We start from the raw sequence: 15,669 nt of genomic DNA, 5'->3' as shown, positions 1-15,669 counted from the left end.
GTCGAGGCAAGGGCGGGAGGCCGCGTACGGGCAGCGGGGACGGGAGGCCGACGGGCGCGCCGCGCGCGGACGGGGCGGGGCCGGGGCGGCGGCGGGACCGGATCCGCCCACCGCGGCCGGGCCGCCGCTGATCCCGCCGTGGCCGGTGGTGACCGCGCGGGGCGGGCGGTGGCCGCCCGGACCCCGGATCCACGGACCGCTCACCCGGCAGGCCCGCTGGCACAACGCCGCCCGGGTCCCACCCGGTCGCGAGCACGCTCCGCTCGGCTTCTGCGTCTCCGGCGGCGGCATCCGCTCGGCCTGCGTCACCCTCGGCGCGCTCCAGGCGCTGCGCCCCTGGCTGAAGCGGGCCCGCTACCTGGTCGCGGTCTCCGGGGGCGGGTACACGGTCGGCGCGATGCAGTTGGCGCTGAGCGACTCCGCGCCCGGCAGTCCGGTCCGGGTGCGCTCCGGCCTGACCGCCGACACCGTGCTCGAACCCGGCTCGCCCGAGGAGGACCACCTCCGCCGCCACTCCAAGTACCTCGCGGACGGCGCGGGCGAGTGGCTGGTCGCGCTCGGTACGCTGCTGCGGGGCCTGGTCGCGGCGCTCACGCTGCTGCTCGCCGCCGTCCTGGTGCTCGGCCTCGGCCTGAGCCGGTTCTACCACCTCGTACCGCTCGCCGACCTGGACGGCCTGGCCACCGCCGGCGGCTCGCCGACCGTCCGGGTGCCGGTCCTGCTCACCCTCGCCGGGCTGCTCTCGGCCGCCGCCACCGGGTGGCTGCTGTGGCTGCTCACCTTCTCCTGGCTCGGCTGGAACACACCGCTGCCGCGCCTCCTGCGCCGCTTCTCGCACGGCGCGCTGGCGCTGGCCGTGCTGCTCGCGCTGGGCGTGCTGGCCGTCCCCGGTCTGGCCTGGGGAGCGGTGGCGCTGCGGCGGGCGCTCGCGGTCGGCGCCCGGCAGGCCGGGGCCGGCATCAGCCTCACCGTGCTGCTCAGCTACCTGGCGCTGCTGCTGGGCATCCTCTGGCACGGCCGCCACGCCATCGAGCAGGGCGCGGCGGTGCTCGGCGGTGTCCTGCGCGGAGCCCGCCGCAGCGGTCTCACCGTCCGGATCACCGAGTACCTCGTGCTCTGGTCGGCCCTGAGCGCGCTCACCGTCGGCGCGCTGCTCGCCTTCGGGTGGGCGGTGGCCACCGGACACACCTGGCCGACCGCCGTGCAGGTGCTGCTGCCGCTGGTCCTGGGCACCGTCGGCCTCAACCTCGACCAGACCTGGATGGGCCTGCACCCCTTCTACCGGCACCGCCTCGCCTCGGCCTTCGCCGTCCGGAGGGAGGTCGAGGGCGGGGCGGTCGAGGGCGGGGAGGCCGAGGGCGGGGCCGAGGAGGTCGGAACGGAAGGCGGGGAGGTACTGGCCCGGCCGTACCACTTCTTCCGCGAGCAGACCCGGCTCAGCCACTACGGCGCCCGGCACCCGGACTTCCCCCAGGTGATCTTCGCGGCGGCGGCCAACCTCTCCGGCAGCGCGCGGACGCCGCCCGGCCGGCGGGCGGTGTCGTTCACCTTCTCCTCCGACTACGTGGGCGGCCCGGACGTCGGGTACGCGCGCACCGACCTGCTGGAGCGGCGCACCCGGCGGCACATCGCCCGGGACCTCACGGTGCAGTCCGCAATGGCCGTCTCCGGCGCCGCCTTCTCCTCCGCGATGGGCCGTCAGTCGCGGGCGTACCAGGGGCTGTTCGCGATCACCAATGCCAGGTTGGGCACCTGGCTGCCCAACCCGGCCGCCCTCGCCCCGCTCTGGGCCGCCGACCGGGACTGGCGGTACGCCCCGCAGCCCGCCGTGCGTCGGCTGTCGTACCAGCTGCGCGAGGCGTTCGGGCGGTACCCGATGGACGCGCGGTTCCTGCTCACCACCGACGGCGGGCACTACGAGAACCTCGGCCTGGTCGAGTTGCTGCGGCACGGTGTGCGGACGGCGGTGTGCGTGGACGCGAGCGGCGACTCCGCCTTCGCGGGGTCGCTCGCGGCGGCGATCACCCTCGCCCGGGAGGAGTTGGGCATCGCCATCACCCTCCGGGAGCCGGACCTGCTGGTCCCGGGCAGCGCCGGGACCGGAAGCGGAACCGGCAGCGAGGGCGGGCGGACGCCGTTGCGCGGGCTGGCGGCGCGGCTGGCCGAGCGGCTGTCCGCGCGGGCGGTCGTGGTCGGCGACATCGTGTATCCGTGGCCGCTGGAGCTCGGAGACTCCGACGGCGGCCCGTCGGCCCGCCACGGCACGCTGATCGTCGCGCAGGCCGTACTGACCCCCGACATGCCGTACGAGCTGCACGCCTACGCGATGGGCGATCCGGCCTTCCCGTACGACGGCGCCGGTGACCAGTGGTTCGACCACCGGCAGTTCGACGCCTACCAGACCCTCGGCCGGTACCTGGGCGAGCAGGCGGGCCCGGCCGTCGAAGCGGCGCTGGCCGGGACGGCAGGAGGAACAGCGGCGGAAAGGGGAGCGGGGGCGAGCGAAGGAACGACGGCGGCCAAGGGCGGCAGGGCCGACCGGCCGTCCCGGGGCCCGAACCGGAGCGGGACCGTCCCGGGCCCCGGGACGGCGCCCGACGCCGAACGGTCCCCGACCGCGTCCGACCAGGGACGCGACGGGCGGCCGTGACCGCGCTCGCTTGACTCGTGCCCGTCCCGTCGGGAAGGATCCGGCGCATGGACACCGGCACCACTCTGGTCTGCCGCCTGCACGTCGACCTCCGACGCCAGGCGAGTTCCATCTGTGCCTGTTGACCTTGTTCCTTCCCGCCGGTTCCGCCCTGTGACCTTCGCCAGGGCCCGCGCCGCGCACCCGCTCTCCTGACGCCACGCCGCCCGGCACGACCGTGCCGCCCCGCCGGTCCGACCGGTGCGGCACGCACCCGCCACCGGCTCCGGCACGGATCCCGCGCCACCGCACCGCACGGCAACGCACGGCAACGAGCAGTCCCGCCCGCGCCCCACCGCACCATGTCCCACCACGGCGCGCGGGCAGCACGGCGAACCGCTCCACGACCACCGCCCGCCCGTCCCGAGGACACCCACATGAACCTGGACCTCGCACTCGACACGCCCACCGCCGTCACGATCCCGCCGACGCCGGCACCCGCACCGACCCGCGCACCCGCAGCGACAGACACTCTCGCCCCCGCCGGGGAGGGCCGGACTCCGCTCACCCCGAACACGCTGCGGGAGATCGTCCGCGAGCTGGCCGAGCAGCCCGAGCAGTGGATCCACCACGTCCGCCTCTCCACCGAGGAGCGCTGGTACCGGCGGCTGGCCGCCGACGAGGACCACGAGGTCTGGCTGATCAGCTGGCTGCCCGGCCAGTCCACGGGCTTCCACGACCACGGCGGCTCGCGCGGAGCGTTCACCGTCGCGCTGGGCGAGTTGGAGGAACTGTCGTTGGGCGGTCCCGAGCAGGGACTGCTGATCCGGCGGATCGGCTCCGGCACCACCCGCGCCTTCGGCCCCGAGTACGTGCACGACGTCCGCAACACCGCGTCCGGCCCGGCCGTGACGCTGCACGCCTACTCCCCGCCGCTCAGCTCCATGGCGCACTACGAACTGCGGGCCGGTGGCCTGGTCCGCACCTCCGAGGAAGGACCCGACCAGTGGTGACCACGATCGACGACCTGGTGGCCCGCGCGCGGGAAGGGGTGCACCGCCCCGGCCCGGACGAGGCGCTCCGAGCGCAGCGCGCCGGCGCGCTGCTGGTGGACATCCGCCCGGCGGCGCAGCGCGCGGCCGAGGGGGAGATCCCCGACACGCTGATCATCGAGCGCAATGTGCTGGAGTGGCGGCTCGACCCGACGGGCAGTCACCGGATCCCGCAGGCCACCGGCTACGACCTGGAGGTGGTCGTGGTGTGCTCGGAGGGGTACGCGTCGAGCCTGGCCGCCGCGTCGTTGCGCGAGCTGGGCCTGCACCGGGCGACCGATCTGGACGGCGGATTCGTCGCCTGGGCGGCGGCCGGACTGCCGACCCGTCAGGGAGACCGTCAGGAAGGCAGCCGGGGAGACCGTCAGGGAGACAGCCGGGAAGGCTGAGGTTTCGGACGCTTCGGAGCACGCGCCTCGCGCTCCCCGCGTGCGCGTCGGCCGCTCCTGGTGAATCCGACCACGCCCGGTAAATCAGGGACACCGGGTTCACCAGGTCATAGGCTGATCAGAGTTTCCGCCGGTCCGAAGGCGGGCAACCACGCGACCGACAGGCACACCACAGCGACAGGCCGACGGACCGGCACAGCGACAGACACCACCATCGGCGCCGCCACCGGGAGCCGCCGAGACGAGGAAATCCCCCGTGATCAGATTCGACGGCGCGGGCAAGCGCCACCCCGACGGCACGGTCGCCGTCGAGGGCCTCGACCTCGACGTCCCCACCGGGCGGACGACCGTGCTGGTCGGCCCGTCCGGCTGCGGGAAGACCACCCTGCTGCGGATGGTCAACCGCATGGTCGAACCGACCTCGGGGCGGGTCCTGCTGGACGGCACCGATGTGGCGGCGCTCGACCCGGCCAAGCTGCGGCGCGGCATCGGCTATGTGATCCAGCAGGCCGGGCTGTTCCCGCACCGGCGGGTGATCGACAACATCGCGACCGTTCCCTATCTGCTCGGCTGGGACCGGAAGAAGGCCCGTGCCAGGGCGGCCGAACTGCTCGACCTGGTGGGGCTGGCACCCGAGACCGCCAAGCGCTACCCGTTCCAGCTCTCCGGCGGCCAGCAGCAGCGCGTGGGTGTCGCGCGGGCGTTGGCCGCCGACCCGCCGGTGCTGCTGATGGACGAGCCGTTCAGCGCCGTCGACCCGGTGGTCCGCGCCGGGCTGCAGGAGGAGTTGCTCCGCCTCCAGTCCGAGCTGCACAAGACGGTGCTGTTCGTCACCCACGACATCGAGGAGGCGGTCCGGCTCGGCGACCAGGTGGTGGTGCTGCGCGAGCGCGGCCGGATCGCCCAGCTCGCCGATCCGCACACGCTGCTGACGGCGCCCGCGGACCTGGACGTCGCCGCCTTCCTCGGCCGTGACCGGGGCCTGCGCGGGCTCGGGCTGCGGCCGGCCGCCTCGGTCCCCGTCCGGCCGATACCCGGCGGTCCGGGCGACGACGCCGCCGGGCGGTCTCCGCACGGGGTCCGGTTCGGCGGCTGGGAGCTGATGCTGGACGACGGGCGGCGGCCGATCGGCTGGATCGACCGGGACGCGGCGGGCGCGGCCCTGGAGCCGGCGCCCGGGTTCCGGCCGGACGCCGACACCCTGCGTGCCGCCCTGGACGCGGCCGTGCTGTCCCCCACCGGGATCGCCGTCGCCCTGGACCCCGACGGCCGCGCGATCGGTACGGCCGACCGCGAGGCGGTCCTGGCCGCGCTCGCGGCCCGCCCGCCCGCCACGGCGGCCGGGACCGACAACGTCGGGACGGAGAAGGCCGCGAAGGCCGCCAAGGTCGCGCAGGTCGAGGCCACGAAGGCAGAGACCGCGAAGGCAGAGGCCACGCAGGTCGAGACGGACGGAGCCGGCGGTGGACGATGAACCGCTCGTCCGCTGGTACTGGATCGGCGACCACCTCGGCTACCTCGGCGACCTGCTCGCCGACCACGCCGTCATCGCCCTCGTCCCGGTGCTGATCGGCCTGCTGCTGGCGGTCCCGCTCGGCCTGGCCTGCACCCGGTTCCCGCGCCTCTACCAGCCGCTCGCCGCCGTCTTCAACATCGTCTACGCCCTGCCCTCGCTGGCCGTCTTCGTGGTGCTCATCCCGTACACCGGGCTCGCCACCCAGGCCACCGTGATGATCCCGCTCACCTTCTACGCGGTCGCCGTGCTGCTGCCGACCACGGTGGACGGGCTGCGCGCCGTGCCCGACCCGGTGCGGCAGGCCGCGACCGCGATGGGGTACGGGCCGTGGCACCGGCTGGCCGCCGTGGAACTGCCCGCCGCCGTCCCCTACCTGGTGGCCGGTCTGCGGGTGGCGGCCGTCTCCAGCATCTCGCTGGCCTCGGTCGGCGCGCTGGTCGGCCGGGGCGGCCTCGGCTATCTGTTCGTCGACGGCTTCCAGCGCACCTTCCCGACCCCGATCGTGGCCGGGATCGTCCTGATCGCGGTGCTCGCCCTGGCCGTGGACCTGCTGCTGGTCGGCGCCCGCCGGCTGCTCGCGCCCTGGGCCGTCCGGGAGAAGGGAGCCGGGCAGTGAACTGGTTCACCTGGCTGGGGGACTTCTTCTCCGACCCGGACCGCCGCAGCGGTTCGAACGCGATCGCCCACCGGATCGCCGAGCACCTGCTGCTCTCCGGTGAGGCCCTGCTCTACGCCGCGCTGCTGGCCGTCCCGCTCGGGCTGCTGATCGGCTACACCGGGCGCGGCGTCACCGTGGTGACCGCGATGGCCGGCGCGGCCCGCGCGCTGCCGACGCTCGGGCTGGTGACGCTGGCGGTCCTGCTCGCGGGGGTCGGCGACACCGCCGTCCTGGTGCCGCTGGTGGCGCTGGCGGCCCCGCCGCTGCTGGTCGCCGCCGTCGAGGGGGTCCGGGGCACCGACCCGGACGTGCGGGACGCGGCCCGGGGGGTCGGGCTGACGCATCCGCAGGTGCTGTGGCAGGTCTGCCTGCCGTCGGCGCTGCCGACCCTGCTGGCCGGTTTCCGGACCGCGACCGTGCAGGTCATCGCGACCGCGACGGTGGCCGCGTACGTCGGGCTCGGCGGCCTCGGCCGGTACGTCGTCGACGGGCTGGCCACCCGGGACTACGCGGCTACGGTCGGCGGCGCGCTGCTGGTCGTCCTGCTGGCCGTCGCGGCCCAGGCGTTCTTCGCCCTGCTGGCCCGGTACGCGCTCCCGCCCGGGTTGCGGGCGCAGCAGCGGGCCGCGGACCGCCGGTCGTCGTGACCGCGCGGGCCGGCGTCCCGGCCACCGTGCTTCCGGCCCCCGCCCTCCCCTCCCCTCACTTCACCTCACTTCACTCCGCTTCCGTTCCCGCTCCCGGCTTGCCCTTCCCGAGTTGACCACCCCGAGAGGACACCTGTCACCATGTCGACATTCATCCCGCTGAACGGCTCCACCGCCCCGAAGCCGGCCGGAGCGGGTCCGGTGCGCCGGACCGCCGCCGTGGCGGCCCTGGCCGCGCTCGCCCTCGCCGCGACGGCCTGCTCCTCCTCCGGCGGCGACCCGCTGGGCGGCGGCGCGTCGACCTCGGCGGCCGGCGGCGGCACCTCCGCGGCCGCCGCCCCCGGTGGGACGGTCGTGGTCGGTTCCGCGAACTTCCCCGAGAACGTGCTGCTCGGCTCGATCTACGCCCAGGCGCTCCGGGCCAAGGGCGTGAAGGTCGAGGAGAAGTTCAACATCGGCAGCCGCGAGGTGCTCTACGGGCAGCTGCAGAGCGGCAGCCTCTCCGTCCTGCCCGAGTACAACGGCGCGCTGCTCGCCTACCTGGGCGGCAAGTCGGCCGACCCGACCGCGGCGGCGGTCAATGCCGAGCTGACGAAGACGCTGCCCGCCTCGCTCGGGATCCTGGAGTCCTCCCCCGCCGAGGACAAGGACACCCTGAGCATCAGCCAGGAGAGCGCCGACAAGCTCGGGCTCAAGACCATCGCGGACCTGGCCGCCAAGGCGGGCGAGTTCACCATCGGCGGCCCGCCGGAGTTCAAGTCGCGGCAGGAGCAGCCGCTGAAGGACGTCTACGGCCTGACCTTCAAGGAGTGGAAGTCGACCGGCGAGACCACGGCCAACGCCGTCAAGGACGGCTCGATCCAGGTCGGCAACGTCTTCTCCACCGATCCGAAGATCACCCAGCTGAAGCTCGTCCCGCTCGCCGACCCGAAGAACCTCTTCGGCGCCCAGAACGTCACCCCGCTGGTCAACAAGGCCAAGGTGGACGCGACGGCGACCGGTGCACTCAACGCGGTGTCGGCCAAGCTGGACACGGCGGGGCTGCTGGCGCTGATGAAGAAGGTCGCGGTGGACAAGGAGGACCCGTCGGCGGTGGCCAAGGACTGGCTGAAGAGCAGCGGACTGTCCTGACCTCCGGGTCGGAGGGAAGCCGCCGCGGGGCGGGACCGGTCGGGAGGACGGTCCCGCCCCGCGGCGGCTTCCGCCTGCCGGCTCCGGGGCCGGCTACGGAGAGGGCGGGGCGTCGATCCCGGGTTCGGCAGATCTTCCCTTGAACGGCGCGAACATGACAGTGTGACGGCATGCGCACTCGCCTTCTCGCCGCCACCCTCACGGCATTCGCCGCGGTGAGCCTCGCCGCGTGCTCCAGCTCCGGCTCGGGCTCCGGCACCACCGCGGCCGGCACCACGGCCCCCGGCTCCCCCGGCATTTCGGCCACCGCGACCGAATCCGGGCCCGCCCCGGGAGCCACCGACACACCCGGCACGGGAGCCACCGGCACGGCCGGCAGCACCGCGGGGTCCACCCCCGGCGGGACGGCCGGCAGCTCGGCCGGAACCACCGCTGGAACGACCGCCGGGGCGGCCGGGTCCGCGACCGCGAACCCGCCCGCCCCGGCAGCCACCGGTCCCGCACCGGCCACCGGCGCCCCCGCCGACTCCCCGGCCCCGGCCGACCCCAACAAGCCGCCGGCCGAGCCCCCGGCCGCGCCGAAGCCGGCGCCGCCCACCGACGCGGGACTGCCGAGCAAGCCCGCCGCCGATGTCACGGCGCAGCTGGTGGCCGCCCTGGACGCGATCGATCCGGCGATCGTCGGCGGAAAGCCCGAGCAGGCCGTCGACCGGGCCCGCAACCAGTGCCAGGCGATGTACCAGTTCCCGAAGGACCGGGCCAAGTTGATCGAGCTGGCCGACCAGCGCTTCACGGATCCCGCCCATCCCCAGGGTTTCGGGGCCGAGAAGGCGGAAAAAATCCTCGACGCGCTGCGCACCGTTCTCTGCCCGTCGGTCTGAGCCAGGCCCGACAGGTCCCGATCGGCCCGGTGTCCTGAGCGCCGGGCCCGCCGTGGCCGCGCGCGACGACCACCCGCGCGGCCACGGCACACACCTGCCGCCGGCTCAGACGGCACTCCAGGCGGTGTCCTTGTCGTCGGACGAGATGAAGTCCATGGTTCCTCCTCTCCAGGGGTGGGCGGGCGTACGGACATGAGCGTCTGCGCGGGAGGGCCGACGGAGCGGCGCACCCGCGGACGGACGCGTACAGGTGGAACGAACAACGGGGCGACGGACGCACCGCGCGCGCCGACCGGTGCCCCGACGGACCGGAACCCGGCCCGACCGGGGCGGTCGTGACGGCGAGCGGTCGTCACGGCGAGCGATCGTCACAACGCGAGGGCGTCACAATGCGAGGGCGTCACGGCGCAAAAGGTGTTCGGGCCCGCCGACGGACCGGACGACGGACCGGCGGCGGACGAGCGGCGAGGCGAACGGACACGGTCCGGCAGTCGGCCACCGGAGGCGGCGGACGGGGACCCGGGAGCCGGGGGCTCACCCGTGCGGGCGGCAGCCGCCCTCTCTGTCGAGCTTCCAGTCGAGGTCTCGCATGACTCCGATGATGTCGGAGCGCCCGCGCCGGTCACAACCGGATTGTTCGACGGTTGACCTTTCCTCGGCCAACCTCACCCCTTCGCCGACGAACTGTTAGGACTCTTGACAGACGAGTGGTCTAGTCCAACCATAGGCATGTCGATCCGACCGGGATGCACTGTGGGGGTGTGACCACCGGCGGCTGAGGCGCTGCCCTGCCCTGCTCCGCTCCGCCCCCAGGCCCCGTCACGGCCCATGCGCGCGTCCGCGCACGCCGTCCGCCGTGCCCTGCGTCCTTGGGGTTTGCACACCCCCGAGCACCGCCCGCCGTACGGCCGAAAAGCTCCTCCCCCGGCCCGGCACGTCCACCCCGCGCGTCCGCCTCGGACGCCGCGGCACAGTCCCGCACGCTTCACCAACGTCCTGCCCCACCACGTCTGTTGGAGAACCCATGCGTCTACCCAGAACACTCAAGGCCGCCCTGACGGCCTGTGTCACGCTCGTCGCGTCCGCCGGCCTGGTCGCCGGCGCGACGTCGGCGGGCGCGGCGCCGACCGGCCCGGCCACCGCCGAGGTCACGGCGGCGGCGACCCCGCTCCCCACCCGGGTGTTCGCCCCCTACTTCGAGGCCTGGACCGGCGAGAGCCCGGCCACGCTGGCCGCGCAGTCCGGCGCCAAGTACCTGACGATGGCGTTCCTGCAGACCGCCACCAAGGGCTCCTGCACGCCGTACTGGAACGGCGACACCTCGCTGCCCGTCGCGCAGTCCTCGTTCGGCGCCGACTTCGCCAGGATCCGTGCCAACGGCGGCGACGTCATCCCGTCGTTCGGCGGCTACACCGCCGACACCACCGGCACCGAACTGGCCGACAGCTGCACCGACGTCAACCAGATCGCCGCCGCGTACGAGAACCTCATCACCACGTACGAGATCAGCCGGATCGACCTCGACATCGAGGTCGACTCGCTGGACAACTCGGCCGGTGTCGACCGCCGCAACAAGGCGATCAAGCTGGTCCAGGACTGGGCCGCCGCCAACGGCCGGCAGATCCAGTTCTCCTACACGCTGCCGACCACCACCAGCGGACTCGCCGCCAGCGGACTCGCGGTGCTGAGGAACGCCGTCACCAACAACGCCAAGATCGACGTCGTCAACATGATGACGTTCGACTACTACGACAACGCCGCCCACGACATGGCGGCCGACACCCAGACCTCCGCCACCGGCCTGTACAACCAGCTGGCGAAGCTCTACCCGACCAAGACCCCGGCGCAGCTGTGGGGTTCGATCGGCATCACCGAGATGATCGGCGTCGACGACTTCGGCCCGGCGGAGACCTTCACCCTCGCCAACGCCACCACCGTCTACAACTGGGCGGTCTCGAAGGGCATCAACACGCTGTCCTTCTGGGCGCTGCAGCGCGACAACGGCAGCTGCGCCGGCGCCGGCGCCCGTGACGACTGCTCCGGAATCGCCCAGAACACCTGGGACTTCACCAAGATCTTCGCCCCGTTCACCAGCAACACCCAGCCGGTGAACGACTTCTCGGTCGGCGTGAACCCCAACTCGGGCACCGTCGTGGCCGGTTCCTCGGCGACCGCGACCATCAGCACCGCGGTGGTCTCCGGTTCGGCGCAGAGCGTCAACCTCACCGTGAGCGGCGCCCCGGCCGGCGTCACCGCCACCGTCAACCCCGGTAGCGTGACCGCCGGTTCCCCCGCGACACTCACCGTCGCCACCACCGCCGGGGCCGCCCCCGGGACCTACCCGCTGACCGTCACCGGCACCGCCGCCTCCGGCAGCCACACCAGCACCTACACGCTGAAGGTGACGAGCACCCAGCCCGGCAACGACTTCTCGGTCGGCGTGAGCCCCGCCGCCGGTTCGGTGACCGCCGGCTCCTCGACGACCGCGACCGTCGGCACGACCGTGGTCTCCGGCTCGGCGCAGAGCGTCAACCTCACCGTGAGCGGCGCCCCGGCCGGGGTCACCGCCACCGTCAACCCGGGCACCGTGACCGCCGGTTCCTCGGCGACGCTCACCGTCGCCACCACCGCCGCCACCACCCCGGGCAGCTACCCGCTCACGGTGACCGGCACCGCCGCCTCCGGCAGCCACACCAGCACCTACACGCTGACCGTCACCGGCGTCACGCCGCCCGGCGGTCTCGTGAACGGCGGCCTGGAGACCGGCAGCCTCGGCCCGTGGACCTGCCAGACCGGCGGCAGCGTGGTCGGCACCCCGGTCCACTCCGGCTCGTACGCGCTCCAGGCCGCGGCCAACGCGTCCCAGACCGGCCAGTGCTCGCAGACCGTCACCCTGGCGCCCAACAAGGCCTACACCCTGACCGGCTGGGTCCAGGGCAGCTACGCCTACGTCGGCGTGAGCGGCGGCGCCACCGGCTCCACCTGGACCAGCGCCTCCGGCTGGACCAAGCTCAGCGTCCCGTTCACCACCGGCGCCTCCGGGACCGTCACCGTCTACCTGCACGGCTGGTACGGCCAGGGCAGCGTCTACGGCGACGACTTCTCGATCGCCTGACGGTCGTCGGACCGACCGCGCGGGCGGGAGGTGTTGAAGGACGCATGACGGCGGCCGGCTGACCGCCACCGTCGGTCCTCGTCCACCGGCCGGCCCGCCCCATTCCCCCGCCGGGGTGCCACGACAGCTGGTCGTGGCACCCCGGCGGACTCCGTTCAGCGGCCTCCGGGGACCGGGACCGCCCGGGCCGGGGCCGGAACGGCTACGCCGCGGCCGGCTCCGTCGCATCGGCCGGGGCGGTCCGCACGGGCCGCAGGAGCAGCAGGTAGGACGCCGCGGAGAGCAGCGCGCAGCTGAGCACGACGACCGCGAGCAGCACCGCCGACGGGCTGCCGCCCAGGCTGCTGAGCGGGGCGACCACGGCCCCGCAGAGGAAGGTGCCGGTGCCGAGGAGCGCGGAGGCGGAACCGGCGGACTGCGGGGCGACCAGGCTCAGCGCGCGGGCGGCCGAGTTCGGCAGGACCATGCCGAGGCCGGCCATCATCACGAACAGCGAGGCGCACACCGCGACCAGCCCGAGGTCCCAGACGGCCGTGACCAGGACCAGGGACACCCCGGCGGCGATCATCACCGCGAGGCCCGTGCGCATCAGCGCCCCGGCGGTGAACCGGGGTGCGAGGACCCGCCCGTTGAGCTGGGTGGCGCCGACGATCGCCACCGAGTTGAGCCCGAACAGCAGGCTGTAGGTCTGCGGCGACACGTGGTAGACGTGCTGGAGCACCACCGAGGAACCGCTGATGTAGCCGAACAGCGCGCCGAAGGCGAACGTGCTGGTCAGCAGCAGCCCCAGGAACGGCATGTTGCGCAGGAGCCCGCCCATGGTGCGCAGGGTGCCGCTCAGGCCGCCGGCGCGCCGGGCGGAGGCCGGGAGGGTCTCGCGCAGGGCGGCGAAGGCCACCAGGGTGAGGAGGAGGCCGAGGGCGGCCAGTGCGCCGAAGGTGCCGCGCCAGGAGGTGAAGCGCAGCATCTGGGCGCCGAAGAGCGGCGCGAGGATCGGGGCCAGGCCGGATATCAGGGTGATCGAGGCGAGGAAGCGGATCATCGCGACGCCCTCGAAGCGGTCGCGGGCGACGGCCCGGCCGATGACCAGTCCGGCGGCGCCCGCGGCGCCCTGGACGAAGCGTGCCGCGATCAGCACGGTCAGGTCGGGCGCGATCACGCAGACGATGCTGGCGAGGGTGTAGACGACGAGTCCGGCGAGCAGGGGCGGCCGGCGCCCGAAGCGGTCGCTGAGCGGCCCGAAGATCAGCTGCCCGGCGGCCACACCGAACATCGAGAAGGTGAGGGTGAGCTGGACGGCGGCCGGTTCGGCGACGAGGTCGTCGGCGATCGCGGGCAGACCGGGCAGGTAGAGGTCGGTGGTGAGGGGTCCCAGGGCGACCAGGCCGCCGAGGACGACGATGGCGGCGCGGCCGGTCGCGCCGGTGGCGGCAGCGTCGGCGGCATCGACGGGAGTGGCGGGGGCGGTCGACGTGTCACCGGCAGAGCCGGCGGTCGGACCAGGCATGGGGCTCCTCTCGGAACGAGCACGGCGATCGTGCTCGCTCCGTCCTACCCCAGCGCCCCGGGCCACCGACAGCCGGGGCGGCCGCCCGGCCCATTTCGCTGCCGGGCGGGAGCCCCGGAGCGGGGCCCCTGAGCGGGGGCGTCAGCGCGGGAGCCCCGGAGCGGGAGCGTCAGCGCCGGAGTGCCAGCGCGGGGGCGTCAGCGCGGGAGCCGCTCGGCGCGGAGGGCGGCCTGCACGGCGGCGCCGTCCTGCCACGCGTAGAGCTGGTTGCCGGTCAGGGTGACCTTGTAGTGGCCGCAGGAGCCGGTGACCTTCGAGGTGATCCCCTCCGGGAACCAGCCCGCCTTGAGCGTGACCGGCGCCAGGTGGTTGCCCTTGGTGGTCGCGGTGGTCGTGCAGCCGGCGGGCAGCCGCCCCTCGGGGACGGTGGCGCGCAGCAGGCGGTCGTCGCCGGTGGTGGACATCAGGTAGCGGACCGAGGAGGCGTTGTCGGGCAGCCAGGTCGGCATCGAGCGGCGGTCGGCCTTGGCCTCGCTGCCGCTGGCGTAGGTGGCCTGCTCCTGGTGCCGGCCGTCGTACCACTCGGCGACCCTCGGCCCGACCGCCACGGTGGCGACGGCGGCGGCCATGCCCGTACCGACCACTCCGATGGCGATCTTGCCCGCGATGCCGTTCATGCCCGTGTGTCCTCTCCTGCGCCCTGCTGCTCAGCGTCCGCTCCCGGGCACCCCGTCGGGGCCGGGAGCGGCTCCCCGTTGTCTTCCATCCTGGTGGGCACCGGGGGGCCCTGACGTCACCAGGAGGTCTTGATCCACCGCCGTCCTTGGGGGGTACGACCTCCACCTTGAGAGGTACACGGGGCTAACCGGTCTCGGGGTTCACCCCGGACGAGCCTGGCCCGGGACCGGTCGGCGCGCAGCCCGGCCGGGGCCGCCCGGGTGCCGCGACGGCGTGTCGCTCACCCGGTCGCCGGACGGTCCGCGGCGGGCGTGCCGCCGTTCCGGTGACCGGCCGGCGGCGGGTGTCAGGCTGCCGCCGCCGCGGGCACGGCGACCGGGAAGGGGCGGCCGTCCAGGGTCCAGTGCGGGTCGATCGGCCGGCCGAGGGCGGCGTAGACCTGGGCCGCGACGTCGGGGTGGCGGATCTCCCCGGTGGGCGGGGCGGCGGGGATGCCGGGTCCGGCGCAGGCCACCCAGGCGGTGCGCTCCTCGACGGTCCGCCCGCCGTGGCCGCCGACGTCCACGTGGCCGTGGTCGGTGACGACGATGACCGTCCAGGCCTCCTCGGCGTGGCCGGGCCGGGCGCGGACCGCGTCCAGGAGCCGGCCGAGCCGCTCGTCGGCGGCGCGCATCGAGGCCCGGTACTCCTCGCCGCAGCCGAGGAAGTGCGCGGTCTCGTCGACGGCGCCGAGGTAGACGAAGGAGGCTTCCGGGTCCGCGTCGCGCAGCACGTCCACGGCCTCCCGGGTGACCTCCTCGTCGACGGCCTCCCAGGCTTCCGGGGTGTCCTCGGCGGGGGCGACGTAACAGAGGCGGCCGGGCGCGCGGAACAGCGGTCCGCCGGACTCGCCGATCACCAGCGGGTCCCAGCCGGCCGCGACGAAGGTACGGCGCCGGTCGCCCCGGGCCAGCCGGGTGGTGAAGTCGGGGAAGACGTCGAGCCGGTTGCCGCCGAGGTGGTTGCCCCAGACGCCGTGCTTGGCGGGCTCCACACCGGTCACGATGGTGGCCCAGCACGGTCCGGACATGGTGGGCGTGGACTCCGCCACCGTCACGGGCGCCAGGAAGCCGGCCTCGGCGACCTCCGCGAGCCTCGGCATCGGGACCTGCTCCAGCAGGTCGTACCGGACGCCGTCGATCCCGACGACGAGGACCCGGGGGCGCGGCAGCGGCGGTACGGACATGAGGGGGCGGTTCCTTTCACGGTGCGGGTGCCGACCGCGCCCGCACCGTGGCGGGCGGCGGCGACCGGGCCATGTTTCACCGCCCGCCGAACCGCGAGGTTGCCTCCCGGACAACGCGGGATGTCCTGGCCGTGTCCGACCGGAGCCGGTCGACACAGCCCGACGCCGACCGACGCAGACCGACACAGGCCGGCCGACCGGTGACGACCGGTGACGACCGGTAACGGCCGGTGACGGCCGG

The 15,669-nt window shown here is 74.4% G+C and carries 13 protein-coding genes; 10 read left to right on the top strand and 3 right to left on the bottom strand.

Annotated elements, in window-relative coordinates; all coding sequences use genetic code 11:
- The 10 genes from ADK60_RS35780 to ADK60_RS35740 form a co-directional block, all read left to right on the top strand.
- Positions 1-2,650 (top strand): hypothetical protein (locus ADK60_RS35780; RefSeq protein ID WP_159400715.1); only part of this gene is annotated, 2,650 nt, incomplete at its 5' end.
- A 47-nt stretch (positions 2,651-2,697) separates the two neighbouring features.
- Positions 2,698-2,775, top strand: a complete 78-nt coding sequence (locus tag ADK60_RS48260) for a putative leader peptide (RefSeq protein WP_106981192.1) — start codon at positions 2,698-2,700, stop codon at positions 2,773-2,775.
- A 291-nt stretch (positions 2,776-3,066) separates the two neighbouring features.
- Positions 3,067-3,642, top strand: coding sequence for a cysteine dioxygenase (locus ADK60_RS35775; protein ID WP_052709276.1), 576 nt, complete (start codon positions 3,067-3,069; stop codon positions 3,640-3,642).
- Positions 3,636-4,070 carry a rhodanese-like domain-containing protein gene (locus tag ADK60_RS35770; RefSeq protein WP_063783365.1) on the top strand — a complete coding sequence of 145 codons (435 nt, stop codon included), beginning with the start codon at positions 3,636-3,638 and terminating at the stop codon, positions 4,068-4,070. The genes ADK60_RS35775 and ADK60_RS35770 overlap by 7 nt, the downstream gene beginning before the upstream one ends.
- A 256-nt stretch (positions 4,071-4,326) precedes the next feature.
- Complete coding sequence (locus ADK60_RS35765; protein WP_079008969.1) at positions 4,327-5,544, top strand: ABC transporter ATP-binding protein; 1,218 nt, start codon at positions 4,327-4,329, stop codon at positions 5,542-5,544.
- A complete protein-coding gene (locus ADK60_RS35760; RefSeq protein ID WP_030391900.1) occupies positions 5,534-6,202 on the top strand; it encodes an ABC transporter permease in 669 nt (222 codons plus the stop codon). Before ADK60_RS35765 ends, ADK60_RS35760 begins: the two co-directional genes overlap by 11 nt.
- Positions 6,199-6,891: an ABC transporter permease gene (locus tag ADK60_RS35755; protein ID WP_053651018.1), complete on the top strand. Its 693-nt coding sequence runs from the start codon at positions 6,199-6,201 to the stop codon at positions 6,889-6,891. Before ADK60_RS35760 ends, ADK60_RS35755 begins: the two co-directional genes overlap by 4 nt.
- Before the next feature lie 141 nt (positions 6,892-7,032).
- Positions 7,033-8,022 (top strand): ABC transporter substrate-binding protein, encoded by a 990-nt coding sequence (locus tag ADK60_RS35750; protein WP_079008968.1) that lies wholly within the window; start codon positions 7,033-7,035, stop codon positions 8,020-8,022.
- 170 nt (positions 8,023-8,192) lie between these two features.
- A complete protein-coding gene (locus ADK60_RS42675; protein ID WP_053651017.1) occupies positions 8,193-8,903 on the top strand; it encodes a hypothetical protein in 711 nt (236 codons plus the stop codon).
- Between the two features lie 1,024 nt (positions 8,904-9,927).
- A complete protein-coding gene (locus ADK60_RS35740; protein ID WP_053651016.1) occupies positions 9,928-12,018 on the top strand; it encodes a glycosyl hydrolase family 18 protein in 2,091 nt (696 codons plus the stop codon).
- 202 nt (positions 12,019-12,220) lie between these two features.
- Here ADK60_RS35740 and ADK60_RS35735 read toward each other — a convergent pair whose 3' ends face one another.
- From ADK60_RS35735 to ADK60_RS35725, 3 genes are all read right to left on the bottom strand, one after another.
- Entirely contained in the window at positions 12,221-13,525 is a 1,305-nt protein-coding gene (locus ADK60_RS35735; RefSeq protein ID WP_053651015.1) for a multidrug effflux MFS transporter, read from the bottom strand.
- A 197-nt stretch (positions 13,526-13,722) separates the two neighbouring features.
- Positions 13,723-14,202 (bottom strand): hypothetical protein, encoded by a 480-nt coding sequence (locus ADK60_RS35730; protein WP_045941517.1) that lies wholly within the window; start codon positions 14,200-14,202, stop codon positions 13,723-13,725.
- A 347-nt stretch (positions 14,203-14,549) separates the two neighbouring features.
- On the bottom strand, positions 14,550-15,428 hold the full coding sequence (locus tag ADK60_RS35725; protein ID WP_052709271.1) for an alkaline phosphatase family protein: 879 nt from the start codon (positions 15,426-15,428) through the stop codon (positions 14,550-14,552).
- Positions 15,429-15,669 lie beyond the last annotated feature (241 nt).

This window comes from Streptomyces sp. XY431, assembly GCF_001279805.1.
Taxonomy (GTDB): Bacteria; Actinomycetota; Actinomycetes; order Streptomycetales; family Streptomycetaceae; genus Kitasatospora; species Kitasatospora purpeofusca.
This window is presented reverse-complemented; position numbering and strand designations above follow the sequence as displayed.

Excerpts from the sequence above, each read along its gene's own strand:
- ADK60_RS35730 (WP_045941517.1), bottom strand. The coding sequence starts at position 14,202 with ATGAACGGCATCGCGGGCAAGATCGCCATCGGAGTGGTCGGTACGGGC.
- ADK60_RS35735 (WP_053651015.1), bottom strand. The coding sequence starts at position 13,525 with ATGCCTGGTCCGACCGCCGGCTCTGCCGGTGACACGTCGACCGCCCCC.
- ADK60_RS35740 (WP_053651016.1), top strand. The coding sequence starts at position 9,928 with ATGCGTCTACCCAGAACACTCAAGGCCGCCCTGACGGCCTGTGTCACG.
- ADK60_RS35725 (WP_052709271.1), bottom strand. The coding sequence starts at position 15,428 with ATGTCCGTACCGCCGCTGCCGCGCCCCCGGGTCCTCGTCGTCGGGATC.
- ADK60_RS35775 (WP_052709276.1), top strand. The coding sequence starts at position 3,067 with ATGAACCTGGACCTCGCACTCGACACGCCCACCGCCGTCACGATCCCG.
- ADK60_RS48260 (WP_106981192.1), top strand. The coding sequence starts at position 2,698 with ATGGACACCGGCACCACTCTGGTCTGCCGCCTGCACGTCGACCTCCGA.
- ADK60_RS35750 (WP_079008968.1), top strand. The coding sequence starts at position 7,033 with ATGTCGACATTCATCCCGCTGAACGGCTCCACCGCCCCGAAGCCGGCC.
- ADK60_RS42675 (WP_053651017.1), top strand. The coding sequence starts at position 8,193 with ATGCGCACTCGCCTTCTCGCCGCCACCCTCACGGCATTCGCCGCGGTG.